Source organism: Mycolicibacterium novocastrense (assembly GCF_001570485.1).
Taxonomy (GTDB): domain Bacteria; phylum Actinomycetota; class Actinomycetes; order Mycobacteriales; family Mycobacteriaceae; genus Mycobacterium; species Mycobacterium novocastrense.
Genome location: NZ_BCTA01000021.1, coordinates 125,042 through 142,202 on the forward strand (window position 1 = coordinate 125,042; position 17,161 = coordinate 142,202).

The 17,161-nt window shown below is 68.3% G+C and carries 16 protein-coding genes; 12 read left to right on the plus strand and 4 right to left on the minus strand.

All coding sequences use genetic code 11. From position 1 onward, the window contains the following. Window positions 1-47 precede the first annotated feature (47 nt). The 4 genes from mca to RMCN_RS06805 are packed head-to-tail and all read left to right on the plus strand — an operon-like array spanning window position 48 to window position 3,576. Window positions 48-917, plus strand: coding sequence for a mycothiol conjugate amidase Mca (gene mca, locus RMCN_RS06790; protein WP_064411963.1), 870 nt, complete (start codon window positions 48-50; stop codon window positions 915-917). Continuing rightward, the gene (locus tag RMCN_RS06795; protein WP_067387946.1) at window positions 914-1,198 is read left to right on the plus strand and encodes a hypothetical protein; all 285 of its coding nucleotides are present in this window, start codon (window positions 914-916) and stop codon (window positions 1,196-1,198) included. The genes mca and RMCN_RS06795 overlap by 4 nt, the downstream gene beginning before the upstream one ends. Further along, the gene (locus RMCN_RS06800) at window positions 1,182-3,194 is read left to right on the plus strand and encodes a thioredoxin domain-containing protein (protein ID WP_067387947.1); all 2,013 of its coding nucleotides are present in this window, start codon (window positions 1,182-1,184) and stop codon (window positions 3,192-3,194) included. Before RMCN_RS06795 ends, RMCN_RS06800 begins: the two co-directional genes overlap by 17 nt. 10 nt (window positions 3,195-3,204) lie before the next feature. Further along, window positions 3,205-3,576 (plus strand): nuclear transport factor 2 family protein, encoded by a 372-nt coding sequence (locus tag RMCN_RS06805; RefSeq protein ID WP_067387948.1) that lies wholly within the window; start codon window positions 3,205-3,207, stop codon window positions 3,574-3,576. A gap of 70 nt (window positions 3,577-3,646) precedes the next feature. Here RMCN_RS06805 and trhA read toward each other — a convergent pair whose 3' ends face one another. After that, a complete protein-coding gene (trhA, locus tag RMCN_RS06810) occupies window positions 3,647-4,387 on the minus strand; it encodes a PAQR family membrane homeostasis protein TrhA (RefSeq protein WP_064411959.1) in 741 nt (246 codons plus the stop codon). Window positions 4,388-4,442: 55 nt separating this feature from the next. Here trhA and RMCN_RS06815 point away from each other — a divergent pair, with 55 nt between their 5' ends. The 4 genes from RMCN_RS06815 (at window position 4,443) to RMCN_RS06830 (ending at window position 7,658) form a co-directional block, all read left to right on the plus strand. Beyond that, window positions 4,443-5,240, plus strand: a complete 798-nt coding sequence (locus RMCN_RS06815) for a (2Z,6E)-farnesyl diphosphate synthase (RefSeq protein WP_064411958.1) — start codon at window positions 4,443-4,445, stop codon at window positions 5,238-5,240. A 15-nt stretch (window positions 5,241-5,255) separates the two neighbouring features. Further along, window positions 5,256-6,608 carry a hypothetical protein gene (locus tag RMCN_RS06820; RefSeq protein WP_067387949.1) on the plus strand — a complete coding sequence of 451 codons (1,353 nt, stop codon included), beginning with the start codon at window positions 5,256-5,258 and terminating at the stop codon, window positions 6,606-6,608. 121 nt (window positions 6,609-6,729) lie between these two features. Continuing rightward, window positions 6,730-7,170, plus strand: coding sequence for a hypothetical protein (locus tag RMCN_RS06825; protein ID WP_067387950.1), 441 nt, complete (start codon window positions 6,730-6,732; stop codon window positions 7,168-7,170). Window positions 7,171-7,250: 80 nt separating this feature from the next. Further along, window positions 7,251-7,658 carry a hypothetical protein gene (locus tag RMCN_RS06830; protein WP_067387951.1) on the plus strand — a complete coding sequence of 136 codons (408 nt, stop codon included), beginning with the start codon at window positions 7,251-7,253 and terminating at the stop codon, window positions 7,656-7,658. Between the two features lie 4 nt (window positions 7,659-7,662). On the opposite strand, the gene coaA is transcribed toward RMCN_RS06830, so the two are convergent. Then, complete coding sequence (coaA, locus tag RMCN_RS06835) at window positions 7,663-8,610, minus strand: type I pantothenate kinase (RefSeq protein WP_064411954.1); 948 nt, start codon at window positions 8,608-8,610, stop codon at window positions 7,663-7,665. 30 nt (window positions 8,611-8,640) lie between these two features. Here coaA and RMCN_RS06840 point away from each other — a divergent pair, with 30 nt between their 5' ends. From RMCN_RS06840 to RMCN_RS06855, 4 genes are all read left to right on the plus strand, one after another. After that, window positions 8,641-9,843, plus strand: coding sequence for a DUF885 domain-containing protein (locus RMCN_RS06840; protein ID WP_067387952.1), 1,203 nt, complete (start codon window positions 8,641-8,643; stop codon window positions 9,841-9,843). Window positions 9,844-10,143: 300 nt separating this feature from the next. Continuing rightward, window positions 10,144-11,619 carry a glycine hydroxymethyltransferase gene (locus RMCN_RS06845; RefSeq protein WP_067387953.1) on the plus strand — a complete coding sequence of 492 codons (1,476 nt, stop codon included), beginning with the start codon at window positions 10,144-10,146 and terminating at the stop codon, window positions 11,617-11,619. A 60-nt stretch (window positions 11,620-11,679) separates the two neighbouring features. Beyond that, complete coding sequence (locus tag RMCN_RS06850; RefSeq protein WP_067387954.1) at window positions 11,680-12,507, plus strand: acyl-ACP desaturase; 828 nt, start codon at window positions 11,680-11,682, stop codon at window positions 12,505-12,507. Window positions 12,508-12,727: 220 nt separating this feature from the next. Then, on the plus strand, window positions 12,728-14,041 hold the full coding sequence (locus RMCN_RS06855) for an RNA 5'-3' helicase PhoH2 (protein WP_064412303.1): 1,314 nt from the start codon (window positions 12,728-12,730) through the stop codon (window positions 14,039-14,041). Window positions 14,042-14,046: 5 nt separating this feature from the next. Here RMCN_RS06855 and RMCN_RS06860 read toward each other — a convergent pair whose 3' ends face one another. Together RMCN_RS06860 and RMCN_RS06865 are read right to left on the minus strand one after the other, a co-directional pair. Beyond that, a complete protein-coding gene (locus RMCN_RS06860; RefSeq protein ID WP_067387955.1) occupies window positions 14,047-14,262 on the minus strand; it encodes a hypothetical protein in 216 nt (71 codons plus the stop codon). An 81-nt stretch (window positions 14,263-14,343) separates the two neighbouring features. After that, complete coding sequence (locus RMCN_RS06865) at window positions 14,344-17,136, minus strand: helix-turn-helix transcriptional regulator (RefSeq protein WP_263987600.1); 2,793 nt, start codon at window positions 17,134-17,136, stop codon at window positions 14,344-14,346. Window positions 17,137-17,161 lie beyond the last annotated feature (25 nt).

The following is a 17,161-nucleotide window of genomic DNA, read 5'->3' on the forward strand; positions in this document are numbered from 1 at the left end:
CGGGTTGATATCGCCGGAGACGACAGCGCGATGATAGGCAGAGCAGGTTGAGCGAACTGCGGTTGATGGCGGTGCACGCCCACCCGGACGACGAGTCCAGCAAGGGTGCCGCCACGATGGCTCGGTACGTGGACGAGGGTGTCCGCGTGCTCGTGGTGACTCTCACCGGCGGCGAGCGCGGCGACATTCTCAACCCGGCCATGGACCTGCCCGAGGTGCATGGCCGGATGGCCGAGATCCGCCGCGACGAGATGGCCAAGGCCGCCGAGATCCTCGGCGTCGAGCACCGCTGGCTCGGCTTCGTCGACTCGGGCCTGCCCGAAGGCGACCCGCTTCCGCCGCTGCCCGAAGGCTGCCTCGGCGTGGTGCCGCTCGAGCAACCGGTCGAGGCCCTGGTGCGCGTCGTGCGCGAGTTCCGGCCACACGTGATGACCACCTACGACGAGAACGGCGGCTACCCGCATCCGGACCACATCAGATGCCACCAGGTGTCGATGGGTGCCTACGAGGCGGCCGGTGACCACCGCCTGTTCCCCGACGCCGGCGAGCCGTGGGACGTCCAGAAGCTGTACTACACCCACGGCTTCGTGCGGCAGCGGATGCAGCTGTTGCAGGAGGAGTTCGCCAAGCACGGCGAGGTAGGCCCGTTCGAAAAGTGGCTCAAGCACTGGGATCCGGAGCACGACATCTTCGCCAAGCGCGTCACCACCCGCGTCGAGTGCGCCAAGTATTTCGCCCTGCGCGACGACGCGCTGCGCGCGCACGCCACCCAGATCGACCCCAACGGGGACTTCTTCCGCGCCCCGATCGAATGGCAGCAACGGCTTTGGCCCACCGAGGAGTTCGAGTTGGCCCGCTCGCGCGTACCCGTATCGCTTCCTGAGGACGACCTCTTCGCTGGGATCGAGGGCCGATGAACCTCCTGCTCGCCGTCGACCTGCTGGCCCAGAATCCGCCCCGGGACACCGGACCGGACTTCGGCAAGGCCAGCCCGCTCGGACTGCTGATCGTGGTGCTGCTGCTGATCGGCACATTCCTGCTGGTCCGGTCGATGAACCGGCAGCTGCGAAAGGTGCCGAAGTCGTTCGACCCGCCGGATTCGGACTCCGAGCAGACCACCGAGCCGCCCGACGAGCCCCGGGCGCCGATCGAATCCGACCCGCCGCCCGACGGGACGAAACGTGAGCCCGGGGGCTAACACGCTCTCGCGGGCCGCCAGCCCGTACCTGCGTCAGCACGCCGACAACCCGGTGCACTGGCGCGAATGGACGCCGGAGGCGCTGGCCGAGGCGGCCGACCGCGACGTGCCGATCCTGCTCTCGATCGGCTACGCGGCTTGCCACTGGTGCCACGTCATGGCTCACGAGTCGTTCGACGACGCCGAAGTGGCCGCCGCGGCGAACTCCGGCTTCGTCTGCATCAAGGTCGACCGTGAGGAGCGGCCCGACCTCGATGCGGTGTACATGAACGCGACCGTTGCGCTCACCGGGCAGGGCGGTTGGCCGATGACCTGCTTCCTCACCCCGGACGGCAGGCCGTTCTTCTGCGGGACGTACTACCCGAAGCCGACCTTCCTGCAACTGCTGGCCGCGGTCACCGACACCTGGCGCAACCGCCGCGGCGAGGTCGAGGAGGCGTCCGACAAGATCACCGAGGAACTTCGGTCGATGGCTTCCGGTCTGCCCGGTGGGGGACCGCCCCTGCAACCGGCGTTGTGCGATCACGCCGTCGCCGCCGTGCTGCAGGACGAGGACGTCACCCGCGGTGGTTTCGCCGCCAATCCCGCTGGCGCGCCCAAGTTCCCGCCATCGGCGTTGCTCGAAGGACTGCTGCGTAACCACGAGCGCACCGGTGACATCATGCCCATGGAAAGCGTCGAGCGGACGTGTACGGCGATGGCCCGCGGCGGTATCTATGACCAGTTGGCGGGGGGCTTCGCCCGCTACAGCGTCGACGCCGCCTGGGTGGTTCCGCACTTCGAGAAGATGTTGTACGACAACGCCCTGCTGTTGCGGGCGTACGCGCACTGGGCGCGGCGTACCGCAACTCCCCTGGCGCACAAGGTCGCTGCCGAGACGGCCGCGTTCATGATCGACGAACTCGGCGCCGACGGTATGTTCACCTCGTCGCTGGACGCCGATGCGGACGGCGTGGAGGGGCTGACCTACGTGTTCACCCCCGGGCAACTGCGCGAGTTCCTCGGTGAGGACGACGGCCGTTGGGCCGCAGAGCTTTTCGCGGTGACCGAGGGAGGCACGTTCGAACAGGGTGCCTCGGTGCTGCAGCTTCCGCGCGACCCCGACGACCCGGAACGGTTCGCCAGGGTGCGGGCGGCGCTGCTGGCGGCCCGGCTCACCCGCCCCCAACCCGGCCGCGACGACAAGGTCGTCACCGCATGGAACGGGCTGGCGATCACCGCGCTGGCCGAAGCCGCCGTCGCGCTCGACCGGCCCGAATTGCTCGATGCCGCAACGCAATGTGCCCGCGCGATATGGGAGCTGCACATGGTTGACGGCAGACTGCGGCGAGCGAGCCTCGGCGGTTCGGTGGGCGGGAGCGCCGCGATACTCGAAGACCACGGCGCGCTGGCCACCGGTCTGCTGACCGTTCACCAGATGACGGGTGAAACGGTCTGGTTGGAGGCTGCGCTGATGCTGCTCGACATCGCGCTCGAGCACTTCGCCGACCCGGACCGGCCCGGCAGGTGGTTCGACACCGCCGACGACGCCGAGACGTTGATGGTGCGGCCGGCCGATCCGCTCGACGGTGCGACGCCGTCGGGAGCGTCGTTGATCGCCGAGGCGCTGCTCACCGCGGCGCATCTCGCCCCGGCCGAACGGGCCGATCGCTATGCCGCGGCAGCCGACGCCACGCTCGCGGCGGCCACGCCCATCCTGGCCCGGTTGACGCGCTCGGGTGGGCACTGGCTCGCGGTCGCGGAGGCAGCCGTGGGCGGACCGATCCAGATCGCGGTCGCGTGCGACCCCGCTCGCTCAGAACTGCTGGCGGTCGCGCGTCGGCTCGCTCCGGGCGGGGCGGTCGTCGTGGGCGGCGCGGTGAATTCGTCGGAGCTGCTGATCGACCGCGACCGGGTCGGCGGTGCCGACGCCGCCTACGTGTGCCGCGGCAGAACGTGCGACCTACCGGTCACCACGGCACCGGAACTCGCTGCCGCCCTGGGCTCGTCCGTGTAGCGTTCGGCGCATGCCGACGCCGGAAGACAACGCCAAGACCGTCACCCGTTATCTCGAACTGGCCGCGCAGGGCAAGGCCGACGACATCGTCGAGCTGTACGCCGACGACGGCACCGTCGAGGATCCGGTCGGCGGCGAGGTGCACATCGGCCGCAAGGCGATCCGCGGCTTCTACGACGCGCTTCCGACGATGGGCGCCCAGGCCGACGTCGTCACGCTGCGGGCGCTGGGCAACGAGGTGGCGTTCTTCTGGTCGCTGACGATCGACCTCGGCGAGAACAAGATGCGCATCGAGATCATCAGCGTGATGACCTTCAACGAGGAGGGCAAGATCGCGTCGATGAAGGCCTACTGGACCCCGGAGAACGTCACCCAACTCTAGCGAGCGACCGCCGAATGCCACGTGTCGGCGGCGTGTACTGCGCAGACACGGTCGCTCGCGGAGTGGGGGGCTAGAAGACGGCGAACCACATCGCGATGTAGTGGCAGATCGCCGCCACCGCGGTGCACGCGTGGAAGAACTCGTGGTGGCCGAACACGGTCGGCCAGGGGTTGGGCCATTTGAGCGCGTAGAGCACGCCGCCGATGCTGTAGAGCGCGCCACCGACGATCAGCAGCACCAGCGCGGCCACGCCCGCACCGTGCGTGATCGGTCCGACGAACCACGCCGCCACCCAGCCGAGCAGGATGTAGAGCGGCACGCCCACCCACCGCGGCGCCGATGGCCAGAAGCACTTGAGCAGCACACCGGCGATCGCCCCGCCCCACACGATCCAGAACAGCACCATGCCGTCGGTCTGCGGCAGCGCGAGCAGGGCGAACGGGGTATAGCTGCCGGCGATGAACACGAAGATCATCGAGTGGTCGAGGCGCTTCATCCACTTGCGTGCGGTGGGGGACTTCCAGTTGACCCGGTGGTACGCGCCGCTGACGGCGAACATCGCCACGATGGTGAGCGTGTAGATCAGCGTCGCGACGCCCGCGCGGGTGGACTGCACCGACCACGACACCGACACCAGCGTGGCGCCGCAGATGGCTGCGATCCCCGCTGCATAGACGTGGATCCACCCCCGCGCGCGCGGCTTGCCGATGAAATTGGCGAGACCGTCGACAACGGCTTCCGGGAAGTCCTCCGCGGTCTGCTGTGGGTCGCGGGATTCATCGGAGTCGGTGGTGTCGATGGATCGGGTCATGTCACCTCCACTAATGCCATGGGGGTTTTCGAACCTCACAGTAGTCTGGATCTTCGTGGAGCTCATTCCCCCGCGCCTCAAAGAGCCGGCCTATCGGCTGTATGAGATGCGGCTGCGCCAGGAGCTGGCTCGGTCCAAATCCCAACTGCCGCGCCATATTGCCGTTTTGTGCGACGGTAATCGCCGGTGGGCACGTGACCTTGGACACGACGACGTCAGCGTCGGGTACCGGATGGGCGCCCGCAAGATCGCCGACATGCTGCGCTGGTGTCAGGAAACCGGCATCGAGATGGCCACGGTGTATCTGCTGTCCACCGAGAATCTGCAGCGTGCCCCCGACGAACTGTCCCCGCTGATCGAGATCATCACCGACGTCGTCGAGGAGATCTGCGCACCCGCCAACCATTGGAGTGTGCGTACGGTCGGGGATCTGGAGCTGATCGGCGAGGAGCCCGCGCGCCGGTTGCGTGACGCTGTCGGATCGACGCGGTCGGAGGCTGCTGCCCAGACTTTCCATGTCAACCTCGCCGTGGGCTACGGCGGGCGCCAGGAGATCGTCGACGCCGTCCGCCAGCTGCTGAGCAAGGAACTGGCCAACGGAAGCACCGGTGAACAGCTGATCGAGGCCGTCACCATCGATGCGATCTCGGAGAATCTCTACACCTCTGGACAACCGGACCCCGACCTGGTCATCCGCACCTCGGGCGAGCAGCGACTGTCGGGCTTTCTGCTGTGGCAGAGCGCGTATTCCGAGATGTGGTTCACCGACGCCTACTGGCCGGCGTTCCGGCGGGTCGACTTCCTGCGCGCGCTACGCGACTACACCGTGCGGCATCGCCGATACGGAATGTGATGCCACACTGAGAACATGGCTGCGCTGTCGGCGGTGGTCTTCGCGCTCAGCTGGTGGTTGGGGCTGTACCTGCTGGCCCGCGACCCCCGTAAGCCCGTGCTCGTGCTGGCCGCGACCGGGTTGACGAGTTTCGCGGCCGTCGTCGCGCTGGACGCGGTACGGACCGTCAGCGGCGCCGACGTGCTCAGCCGCATCGAGGTCTATCTCGTCGCCGTGCCGGGCATCGCGTGGTTCGCTGTGCTGCTCGAGCTGTCCCGGCCCCGTGACACCTGGCGCAGCCGCGCGGGGGAGTTCGGATTGGTCGCCGTGGTGGCCGCGGCCGCGTTCGTCGGCGCCGCGATGGCCGGAAGCGTCGACGGACCGCTGCGCCTGGGCCACTGGGTGATGTTCGCGGCGGTATCGCTCTCGTCGTTGGGCGCCATGGTCTACGCGGTGCTGCGCCGGTCGCAGCCGGGCCCGGTGGTCGGCTTCGTGGTCGTCGCGACGTTGTTCTTCGCATTGGGCAACGCGATCCTGATCATCCCGCTGGGGTTGGTGCCGAGCTGGTTGGCGTTGGCGGGCACCGGGTTCGACGTCGCGCTGCTCGGGGTGGCCGTGGCGATCGGAGACGCGTTCGACGAGGGCCAGGCGTTGCGCGCCGACATGTTGCGCTCGTTCGCGGCGACGACGGTGGTGGCCGTGCTGTTCGGCGGCCAGGCGTTGATCGGGCTGGCGGTCACCGGCCACGACACCGCGCTGACGGTGCTGCTGTTCACCAGCCTGGCAATCGCGATCGCGATCAACGTGCTCGCCGACCCGCTGGCCGGCGCGCTCGACCGGCTGGCGTTCTCGCGCTCGCCCGCCCTGCGTGCCGACCGCGCCGCACTGCGCAGCACCGAGGCGGCGCTGCCACTGCGCAAGGACAACCCGCTCGACGGCGTCGACGAGCAGACGTTCGCCCGCCTCACCCGTCGCGCGCTCGGGCACTACGGCGATCTGTCCAAGCTGATCGCCAGCCCGCTGACCAACCTGCCGATCATCGACGAGCGGTTGGCGTCGCGCGGCGCCCCCGACCAGCCACTGGAGCGGGCGACCGAGCTCAAGGCGCTGCTGGCCGAGCGCATCGCCCGGCTCAAACCGCGCGACGGCGGCGAGTTCGGCACCACCGAGGAGTGGCGGCACTACAACTCGCTGTACTTCCCGTATGTGGTCGGGGTGCGCGCCTATGCGCAGAACGCCACCGCCGCCGGCCTCGATCCCGTCGCCCGCCAGGCCTGGCACTGGTTTGTCACCGAGGTGCCGCAGCGGTCGCTGCACAATTGGCAGAACGCCGCCGCGCGGCTGATCGCCGCGGATCTGCGCGGCAACCTGGTGGCCGCCGGGGACTGACGCCTGAGTGCCAGAACCCGGAGCGCTCGCGGGGAATTCAATGCGCTCGTGACCTGCGGTTGGCAGTAGCTGGCAGCGTTCTGCGTCGATCTGGCAGCGGCATCTGAGCACTGTCGGTGACATGACCACCGCAACCACCCACCCGGTACCGGACACCGCCGGCGACGGCGATGTCGCAAGCGACTCCCTGCTGCGCGTCGCGCTGCGTGCCGACGCGACGCTGTGCGGGGCTCTCGGCTTGGTTATCGCGATGGCCGCCGACGCGCTGTCGCGGGTGAGCGGTCTGTCCGCTACCAGTGAGTGGATCGGCGGAGCCGCACTCGTCGGCTACGGCGCCGCACTGTTCCTGGCGGCCGGGGCGCCTGATGTCCGCCGCGTCGGTACCGGCGTGCTGGTCGGCAACGTCGTCTTCGCGCTCGTCGTGGGCGTGGTGCTGGCGACCGGCTTGCTGCCGCTGACCGAAGCCGGCGTCGTGGGAATTGCCGGGTTCACCGCCATCACTCTCGCATTCGCCTACGCCCAGTACCTCGGGGTGCGTCGTCTGACGTCGACCCCCTCATGACTGGTCCGGAGCCGCCGTCGTCAGAGGTTGCGGCGTCGGCTCCGGAACGGTCCCTCATCCCCACAAGAAAGGAATCCATCATGACCGCACTCTCCGAACGGCTGAACGAGTCGACGGACGCACTGCTGCGCTTTGCCATGCGCGCCGACGCGATCCTCACCGGCCTCGCTGGTATCGCGGCTCTTCCCCTCGCGGGTTGGCTGGCCGACACGTCGGGCACCACGATCACCTTCGAGTACGGAATGGCGGCGTTCTTCATCGCCTACGGCCTGGCGGTCCTGGGCCTCGCGGCGCTGCCGTCGCTGAAGACGGCGGGCATGGCGGTGATCGTCGCCAACGTCCTGTACGCCGTTGCGGCGGTAGTGCTCGTGATCTCGAATGTGTTCCCGCTCACCACGATCGGGGTGGTCCTGACACTCGCCACCGGTGTGTACACGCTGGCATTCGCCGAACTGCAGTACCAGGGCTGGCGCCGGATCAACCGGTAGCCGACTACAGCTTGCGCAGGCGCAGTCGGTTGATCGAGTGGTCGGCGTCCTTGCGCAGGACGAGCGTCGCGCGCGGCCGGGTCGGGAGGATGTTCTCGATCAGGTTGGGCCGGTTGATCGAATGCCAGATGTCGCTGGCGGCGAACACGGCCTGCTCGTCGGTGAGCGTGGCGTAGTGGTGAAAGTGCGAGGCCGGGTCGGCGAACGCCGTCGTGCGCAAGCCGAGGAACCGATCGATGTACCACTTCTCGATGTCGTCGATGCGGGCGTCGACGTAGACCGAGAAGTCGAACAGGTCGGACACCATCAACGTCGGCCCGGTCTGCAGCACGTTGAGACCCTCGAGGATCAGGATGTCCGGGTGCCGGACGATCTGCTTTTCGCCGGGCACGATGTCGTAGAGCAGATGCGAGTACACCGGCGCGCACGCGTACTCCGCGCCGGACTTGACCGTCGTGACGAACCGCATCAGCGCACGCCGGTCGTAGCTTTCCGGAAAACCCTTGCGGCCCATCAGATTCCGTCGGACCAATTCCGCATTGGGATAGAGGAACCCGTCGGTGGTGACCAGGTCGACGCGGGGATGATGTTCCCAGCGCGCCAGAAGCGCCTGCAGCACACGGGCTGTCGTGGACTTGCCGACCGCGACACTGCCCGCGACGCCGATCACGAACGGCACCGGGCGGTCCGGCTGAGACTCGCTGTCGGAGTCTCCGCCCAGGAACTCGGCGGTCGTCGCGAACAACCGCTGGCGCGCGGCGACCTGGAGGTGGATCAGCCGGGCCAAGGGCAGATAGACCTCTTCTACTTCGAGGAGGTCGATCTTCTCGCCGATACCGCGCAGCTTCTTCAGCTCGTCCTCGTTGAGTTTCAGCGGCGTCGACATACGCAGGTTCCGCCACTGACTCCGGTCGAACTCCACATATGGGCTGGGTTCACTCAGCCGCGCCATGCGCCCAGTCTTGCATTTACGGTTGAGTTCATGGACGCCAGCACCGTGATCCGCGAGTATCTGCTGCTCGGTCTGCGCTTCGACCGCGTGGAGCAGGGCTATGTCGACTCCTTCACCGGCGACCCGGCGTTGCGCCGTGCCGTCGCCGCCGAACCGCAGCCCGATCCCGCGGACCTGGTACGGCAGGCCGACCGGCTGCTGGGGGAGTTGACCTCGGTCGACGGGCTCGAGCGGGCGCGCAAGGACTACATCGGCGCCCACCTGCGGGCGCTGGCGTGCGCGGGCCGCAAGTTCGCGGGCGAGCAGGTCGGCTTCGTTGACGAGGTCGAGGCGTATTTCGACGTGCACATCGACAGGGGCGACCCGGAGCGGTACCGGCAGGCCCATCGGCAGCTCGACGAGGTGCTGAACGGGCCAGGTCCGCTCGCCGACCGGATGCAGGCCTACCGCGCGGCAGAGGAGATCCCGCCCGCGCGCCTCGATGAGTGCATCCAGGCGTTCTCCAGCGCGCTGCGCGACCGCGTGCGCGCCGAGTATCCGCTGCCCGACGCGGAGACCATCACGTATGAGGTCGTCACCGACAAGCCGTGGTCGGGTTTCAACTACTACCACGGCGATTACAAGTCGACGGTGGCCGTCAACGCCGACCTCAAGCAGCAGATGTCGAACCTGCCCCGGCTGGTCGCGCACGAGTCGTACCCCGGCCACCACACCGAGCACTGCCGCAAAGAGGTCGGTCTGGTCGAGGGCAGGGGACAGGCGGAGCAGACCATTTTCCTGGTCAACACCCCACAGTGCCTGATGGCCGAGGGCCTCGCCGATCTCGCGCTGTATGCGGCGATCGGCCCGGAATGGGGCGTGTGGGCCGGCGAGATCTACGCCGACCTGGGGCTGCGGTTCGACGGCGAGCGCGCGCAGGCGGTGTCGGAGGCGACGGGCGCCCTCGCCGAGGTGCGCCAGGACGCGGCGCTGATGCTGCACGACGAGCACCGCGACGTCGACGAGGTCGTCGCGTTTCTCAAGCAGTGGCTGCTGGTCAACGACCAGCGCGCCCGTCAGATGCTGCGGTTTCTGTCTTCGCCGCTGTGGCGCGCGTACACCAGCACCTACGTCGAGGGATACCGGTTGCTGCGGGGCTGGCTGGATGACCGGCCCGATGACGTCAGCCTGACCCAGCGGTTCGGCACGTTGCTCGACGAGCCGTTGATTCCCTCGTCGCTGCGAGCGGCCTGAGTCCCGGCCGCCGCGCCGGGCCCTCCCTATGGGGAACCACCGTTTCGTTGCCCAGCTCGCAGCGAATTATTCGTTGGTAGCGAATCTTTCGCTCGTAGCTGGGCATCGGAACAGGTATCTCGGCCGGGTGCGGATGATGCCACCGTGATCGGCGAGGCTGATGTGACTGCTGTGGATCGAGGGCGCGGTGTACGGCGGACGCGGTGGGTGTGGGGACGCGGTGGTATGGCGGACGCGGTGGGTATGGCCGACGCCTATGGGCTGGTCGGTGCATGATCGCGGCGTCGTAGGCTGAGACACATGACTGCAGACCCCGTGACCTCCAACGCTGCCGCCCCCGGTGCGGAATACGCCGAGACCGCGAGTGCCGCCTACCGGGCCGCGTTGCAGGTGATCGAGTCGGTGGAGCCGCGTATCGCGGCGGCGACGCGTAAAGAGCTTGCCGATCAACGGGATTCGCTCAAGCTCATCGCCAGTGAGAACTACGCCTCGCCAGCGGTCCTGCTGACGATGGGCTCGTGGTTCTCCGACAAGTACGCCGAAGGCACGATCGGGCACCGGTTCTATGCGGGCTGCCAGAACGTCGACACCGTCGAGAGCCTCGCCGCCGAACACGCCCGCGAGCTGTTCGGAGCGCCGTATGCCTACGTACAGCCGCATTCCGGCATCGACGCCAACCTCGTTGCCTTCTGGGCGATCCTGGCCACCCGGGTCGAGGCGCCCGAACTGGCCGCGGCCGGCCTCAAGCACGTCAACGACCTGTCCGAGGCGGACTGGGAGAAGCTGCGCAACAAGCTCGGCAACCAGCGGCTACTGGGGATGTCGCTGGACGCGGGCGGCCACCTGACCCACGGCTTCCGGCCCAACATCTCCGGCAAGATGTTCCACCAGCGCAGCTACGGCACCGACCCGAACACGGGCTTCCTCGACTACGACGCGGTGGCCGAGGCCGCCCGCGAGTTCAAGCCGCTGATCATCGTGGCCGGCTACTCGGCCTATCCGCGCCGGGTGAACTTCGCGACCATGCGCGAGATCGCCGACGAGGTCGGTGCGACGTTGATGGTCGACATGGCGCACTTCGCGGGCCTGGTCGCGGGCAAGGTGTTCACCGGCGACGAGGATCCGGTACCGCACGCCCACGTCACCACCACGACCACCCACAAGTCGCTGCGCGGGCCGCGTGGCGGAATGGTGCTCGCCCAGCCCGAGTACTCCGACGCGGTCGACAAGGGCTGCCCGATGGTGCTGGGTGGCCCGCTGTCACACGTGATGGCCGCCAAGGCGGTCGCGCTCGCCGAGGCCCGCCAACCGGCGTTCCAGGCCTACGCGCAGCGGGTCGCCGACAACGCCCAGGCCCTGGCCGACGGTTTCCTCAAGCGTGACGCCGCGCTGGTCACCGGCGGCACCGACAACCACATCGTGCTGCTCGACGTCACCTCGTTCGGCCTGACCGGCCGCCAGGCCGAGTCGGCGCTGCTCGACGCGGGCATCGTCACCAACCGGAACTCCGTGCCCGCGGACCCCAACGGCGCCTGGTACACCAGCGGCATCCGGCTGGGCACCCCAGCGCTGACGACCAGGGGGTTCGGGGCCGACGACTTCGACCGCGTGGCCGAGCTGATCGTGGACGTCCTGTCGAACACTCAACCCTCTGCTGCCGCGGGGGGAGTGTCGAAGGCCAAGTACACCCTGGCCGACGGCACCGCCGAGCGCGTGCACACCGCCTCTGCCGAGTTGTTGGAGGCGAACCCCCTGTATCCGGGGCTGACGCTGTAGCCGCGCGCCACGCCGGTCGGGAATTTTACGATTCCCACAGAATTGAGTTACTGTAACTGCATGGCACAGAAACCTGTACCCAATGCGCTGATCCTCGAACTCGAGCCGGTCGTGCAGCAGGAGCTGCGTCGTCACATCGACAGCGAGGATCTCTGGTACGCACACGACTACGTGCCGTTCGACCAGGGCGAGAACTTCGCCTTTCTCGGCGGTAAGGACTGGGATCCGTCGCAGGTGACGCTGCCCAAAGACGTCACCGATGCGCTCGAGATCCTGCTCATCACCAAGGACAACCTGGCCGGCTTCCATCGGGAGTTCGTCTTCAGCTTCATCCTCGAAGAGAAGTGGGGCCGCTGGATCGGCCGGTGGACCGCCGAGGAGCACCTGCACGCGATCGCGCTGCGCAACTACCTCGTCGTCACCCGGGAGATCGACCCGGCCGCCAACGAGGACGTCCGCGTCGAACACGTGATGAAGGGCTACCGCGCCGACACCTACAGCCAGATCGAGCGGCTGGTGTTCATGGCCTTCTTCGAGCGCGCCCACGCCGTGTTCTGCCGCAACCTCGAAGCGAAGATCACCGAACCGGTGCTGAAGAACCTCATCGGTCGCATCGCCAAAGATGAGGAGCGGCACGAGGAGTTCTTCGCCAACCTGGTCTCACACCTGCTGTCCACGAGCCGTGAGGAAACCGTCGAGGCCATCGCGCGACGCGCGGCCGAACTCGACGTCGTCGGGGGTGACATCGACGCGTACGCCGACAAGGTGCGCAACGTCGCCGAGGGCGGGATCTTCGGACCGGAGCAGCTGCGGCAGGTGATCACCGACCGCATCGCCGCGTGGGGGCTGGCCGACGAGCCGCAGATGCGGGAGTTCACCTCCGCGTAACCGCGCGATCATCGCCGCGGACGAGCAGCGGCGAACACTACGGCGCGCCTGCACGGCGCATGTGCCGCAACGGGAGTAGCGTCGTTTCCGATGGCTAGCGACGTGCTTTGCTGTCCGGGCGGTACCCGATCGTTGCGATCACGAGAGGGCCGGCCCCGGCCCTGGTGCCGCAGTGTCCGCCGACGGTTCGCGGGGGACCCGCGGATACCAGGAGCGCTACGTGATCGATTCGCCTCTCCGGACCTACGTGCTCGACACCTCCGTGCTGTTGTCAGATCCCTGGGCCTGCACGCGCTTTGCCGAGCATGAGGTCGTGGTTCCGCTGGTGGTCATCAGCGAGCTCGAAGCCAAGCGACACCATCATGAGCTCGGCTGGTTCGCGCGTCAGGCCCTGCGACTGTTCGACGATCTTCGGCTCGAACACGGCCGACTCGATCAGCCGATTCCCGTTGGCACACAGGGTGGTTCACTGCACGTCGAACTGAACCACAGCGATCCGTCGGTGCTTCCAGCCGGTTTCCGCACCGACAGCAACGATGCGCGGATTCTGACGGTGGCGGCCAATCTCGCCGCCGAGGGCAAGCACGTCACGTTGGTCAGCAAGGACATCCCGCTGCGCGTGAAGGCGGGTGCGGTCGGGTTGTCGGCCGACGAATACCACGCGCAGGACGTCATCACCTCCGGGTGGACGGGCATGGCCGAGGTCGAGGTCGTCTCCGACGAGATCGACGTGTTGTTCGCCGAAGGGGAGATCGATCTGGAGGCGGCGCGAGACCTGCCCTGCCACACCGGTATTCGTCTGCTCGGTGGTACGTCGCACGCGCTGGGCCGGGTGACGCCCGAGAAGCGGGTGCAGTTGGTGCGCGGTGACCGGGAGGCATTCGGGCTGCGGGGCCGCTCCGCCGAACAGCGGGTGGCCTTGGATCTGTTGCTCGACGAATCGGTCGGCATCGTTTCTCTCGGCGGCAAGGCGGGCACCGGCAAGTCGGCGCTGGCGCTGTGCGCGGGACTGGAGGCGGTCCTCGAACGCCGCACACAACGCAAGGTCGTGGTGTTCCGTCCGCTCTACGCGGTCGGCGGGCAGGACCTCGGCTACCTGCCGGGCAGCGAGAGCGACAAGATGGGCCCCTGGGCGCAGGCGGTCTTCGACACGCTGGAGGGACTGGCCAGCCCGGCGGTGCTCGAAGAAGTCCTCTCGCGCGGCATGCTCGAGGTGCTGCCGCTGACCCACATCCGGGGGCGCTCGCTGCACGATTCGTTCGTGATCGTCGATGAGGCCCAGTCGCTCGAGCGCAATGTGCTGCTCACCGTTCTGTCGCGTCTCGGCGCAGGTTCGCGTGTGGTGCTCACCCACGACGTCGCCCAGCGGGACAACCTGCGAGTCGGCAGGCATGACGGCGTCGCCGCGGTGATCGAGAAGCTCAAGGGCCACCCGCTGTTCGCCCACATCACGCTGTTGCGCAGCGAGCGCTCGCCGATCGCTGCGCTGGTGACCGAGATGCTCGAGGAGATCAGCCCCGGCGCCCTGCCGTGAACCGGCTAGCGGCGACGGTTGCGACGGGCCAGGTACCAACCGGCGGCCGCCGCACCGCTGAGCGCCACCACCCGGTCGGCGCGATCGCCGCGCGGCAGGTCGAGTAGCGAAACCAGGCCCAGCACCGCGAATCCGGTGCCCAGGGCGGGCTGGCTGGTGGCCGTCGTCACGAGGGCGTTGCCGTGGTCGGTCAGGGTCGCGGGAGCTTCGTCGAGACGCACCGGTCCTCCAGTCGATGGCGGGGCGGGGACAGCGTTACGACGGTAAGTCCTGCGACCCGACGGGGGGAATAGGGTGTTTCCCTATGTGTGGTCCCCTTTTTGGGGTCCGCTCGGCCGCCCGACCTGGCGACCCAGTTCGGCCCGCGACTTGATTCCCAGCTTGCGGTAGATGCGCGCGAGGTTGGCCTCGACGGTCTTGGGACTGATGAACAGCGCGGCCGCGACGTCCCGGTTCTTCATTCCGCGCGCGACGAGTTCGGCGACCCGCTGCTCGGACGGCGTCAGTTCGCCGCTGCGCTGAGGTCCGGCGCTCGCACGCGAGAACTCCGCGCGCGCCCGGGCCGCCCACAGCGGGATGTCGAGACGCTCGAAGACCTCGAGGGCCTCCTGAAGGTGCGCCGACGCCGATTCCTTCTTGCGCTGCCGGCGCTCGATTTGGCCCAGGGTCAGTAGGGTCCGCGCGCGCTCGAACGGCATCGGCAGACGGCGGTGTGCGGCCATCGCCCGCTGCGCCGCGTCGTGGGCGGCGTCGAGGTCGCCGAGCGCGGCCAGCAGCATGGCGCGCGCCCGCGCACCGACCGCGAGCATCCACTCGCGGTTCATCCTGTGACCGTTGTTCTCCAGCGCGACGGTGAGCCGTTCCGCCTCGTCGAATCGCTCGAGATGTATCAGCGCCTCGATCGCGTCGGGCAGGTAGGCGGCGTTGGGCAGTTCGGTCGGCGTGCTGTCGGGGTCGAACTCCGAGAGCATCGGTTGCAGCGCGGCCGCCGCGGCTTCGTAGTCGCCCAGCGAGACCTCCAGGAACCCGAGGGTCGCCCGCACCCGATCCGCCATCCGCAGTGTGCCGGTCTGCCTTGCACATTCGAGGGCATCCTCGATCGCCCGGCGGGCGTTCTCGTCGTCGCCGGCGAACGCGGTGAGCTGGGCCCGCAGGCTCTGGGTCAGGAACTGTGAGGTGTTGCCCCCGAGTTGCCGGGCCTTTTCCACGGCGTCTTCGGCAACCAGGTTGGCCGTGACGAAGTCACCGCGCGCGATCGCGTTCGTCACCACGTGCTGGGAGACGAAGACGTGCTCGCCCTCCTCGCCCTTCTCCAGGCAGCGCGCCCGGATCTTGTCCACGACACCGCGGGCTTCGTCGAGTCGGCCGGTCCACTCCAGCAGCAGCGCGTGCTGCATGGCGGGCCGGAAGACCAACGGTGTGTGCGCCTCGGGGTCCTCCAGGCGCAGCGCCCGTTGCAAGGTCTCCTCGTCGTAGCCGTGGCCGGCGGCGAACCGCAATATGACCAGCATTCCCAGCGCCATACTGAGCAGATGCGGCTGGTCGAGGGTCTCTGCATTCGCGACGGCCGCAGCGGCGGTGTCCAGGCCCTGCTGCAGTTGATTTGCGTGAAAAAGCGTGTAAGCCAACGTGATCAAGGTCTGAACGCGCAATGCGTGGTTGTCGTGTACCTCATCGAGCGCCTCGCGTAGCAGCCGCGCGCTCTCGATGAACCCGTCCCCGTAAAGCCGCACCACCGCCAGTCGGCTCAATGCTTCGGCACGCAACGCGCCGGTGGGCAGTTGTTCGATGGCCTCTGCGAGGACGGCCGCCGCTCGCTCCTGTTCTCCGGCGTCGAAATGGTGCAATGCCGAGCGCAGCCGCCGCTCCGCGGTGTCGCCGCCGAGGCCGATGGCCAGGTCCACCAGTTCGGCCGCCGCGGCCGGCGCTCCCCGTATCCGCGCCGATTCCGCCGCCATGTCGAGGGCCGCGAGCGTGACCTCGTCACCCTTGGTGGCGGCCAGCGCCAAGTGTCGGGCCCGGAGTTCGGGTTCGTCGACGATCTCGGCGAGCCGACGGTGCATCGACCGGCGGCGACCGGGGGAGGCCTCGGTGTAGACCCCGCTGGCCAACAGCGGATGAGCGAACCGGATCCGGTTGCCGTCGATCGCGATGATGCCCTTGCTCTCGGCGGACTCCAACAATCCGACCAGCCGGTCCTCGTCGCCCGTGGTCGCATTCGCCACCACCTCGACCGTCGGCACGGCAAGGCAGGCGGCGGCCAGCAGCGCGTCGTGGACATCGGTGTCGAGGCTGCCCAGCCTGGTCCGTACCAGGTCGGCCAGGGTGCGGGGCAGCGACGCGTCGAGGCCCGTCGCTCGTTCATCGAGGGAGCGGGCCAATTCGATCGCGTAGAACGGGTTTCCGCCTGACACCTGGTGGATCCGGCTGATGGTGGGACGCGAGAACGGTCGTCGCAGCCGCGTGGAGACCGCGCGATGCAGGTCCTGGATATTCAACGGGCTCAACCGGATTCGATTCACCGCGTCAGGCCGCGACAACTGCAACCAGTCGTCGACCGCACGGTCGTCGGATTCGGTACGCAGGCTGGCCAGTAGCCCGGTACGCCCCGTGAGCCTGCGCACCGCGAAGGCGATCACGTGCTTGCTCGACGGGTCGAGCCACTGCAGGTCGTCGATGGCCAGCAGAACCGGTCGGTCCTCGCTGAGTCGTTCGACCACCGAGAGAAACGCGGCGGCCACGGCACGCTGATCGGTCACCGCGTCGTTGTCCGCGCGCAGCAGCACCTGGTCGACCGCGAGGAGTTGCGGTGTCGGCAGGTCGGCCCACGCGCGCGCGTCGGCCTCCTCGAGCAGGTCGGCCAGCGCGGTGTACGCGAGCACCGACTCCGCGGCCGCCGGTCGCGTCGACAGGACGTGGAACCCCCGCTCTTGCGCCTGCTCGACCGCGGCCAACCACAGCGTTGTCTTGCCGATCCCGGGCTCACCGTCGATCAGCAACGCCGAGGGGCCCAGCGCCATCGCGTCCAGGAACGCAGCGATGGCGCGCTGATGTGTCGACTGGCCGATCACGATATTCCCCGGGTCCCCTGGCACGTCCCCCAGAATTGCAGCTGATCCG

Coding starts and splice junctions, on each gene's coding strand:
- trhA (WP_064411959.1), bottom strand. CDS start 4,387: ATGACCCGATCCATCGACACCACCGACTCCGATGAATCCCGCGACCCA.
- RMCN_RS06840 (WP_067387952.1), top strand. CDS start 8,641: ATGGACGCCAGCACCGTGATCCGCGAGTATCTGCTGCTCGGTCTGCGC.
- RMCN_RS06820 (WP_067387949.1), top strand. CDS start 5,256: ATGGCTGCGCTGTCGGCGGTGGTCTTCGCGCTCAGCTGGTGGTTGGGG.
- RMCN_RS06805 (WP_067387948.1), top strand. CDS start 3,205: ATGCCGACGCCGGAAGACAACGCCAAGACCGTCACCCGTTATCTCGAA.
- RMCN_RS06825 (WP_067387950.1), top strand. CDS start 6,730: ATGACCACCGCAACCACCCACCCGGTACCGGACACCGCCGGCGACGGC.
- RMCN_RS06845 (WP_067387953.1), top strand. CDS start 10,144: ATGACTGCAGACCCCGTGACCTCCAACGCTGCCGCCCCCGGTGCGGAA.
- coaA (WP_064411954.1), bottom strand. CDS start 8,610: ATGGCGCGGCTGAGTGAACCCAGCCCATATGTGGAGTTCGACCGGAGT.
- RMCN_RS06830 (WP_067387951.1), top strand. CDS start 7,251: ATGACCGCACTCTCCGAACGGCTGAACGAGTCGACGGACGCACTGCTG.
- RMCN_RS06795 (WP_067387946.1), top strand. CDS start 914: ATGAACCTCCTGCTCGCCGTCGACCTGCTGGCCCAGAATCCGCCCCGG.
- RMCN_RS06850 (WP_067387954.1), top strand. CDS start 11,680: ATGGCACAGAAACCTGTACCCAATGCGCTGATCCTCGAACTCGAGCCG.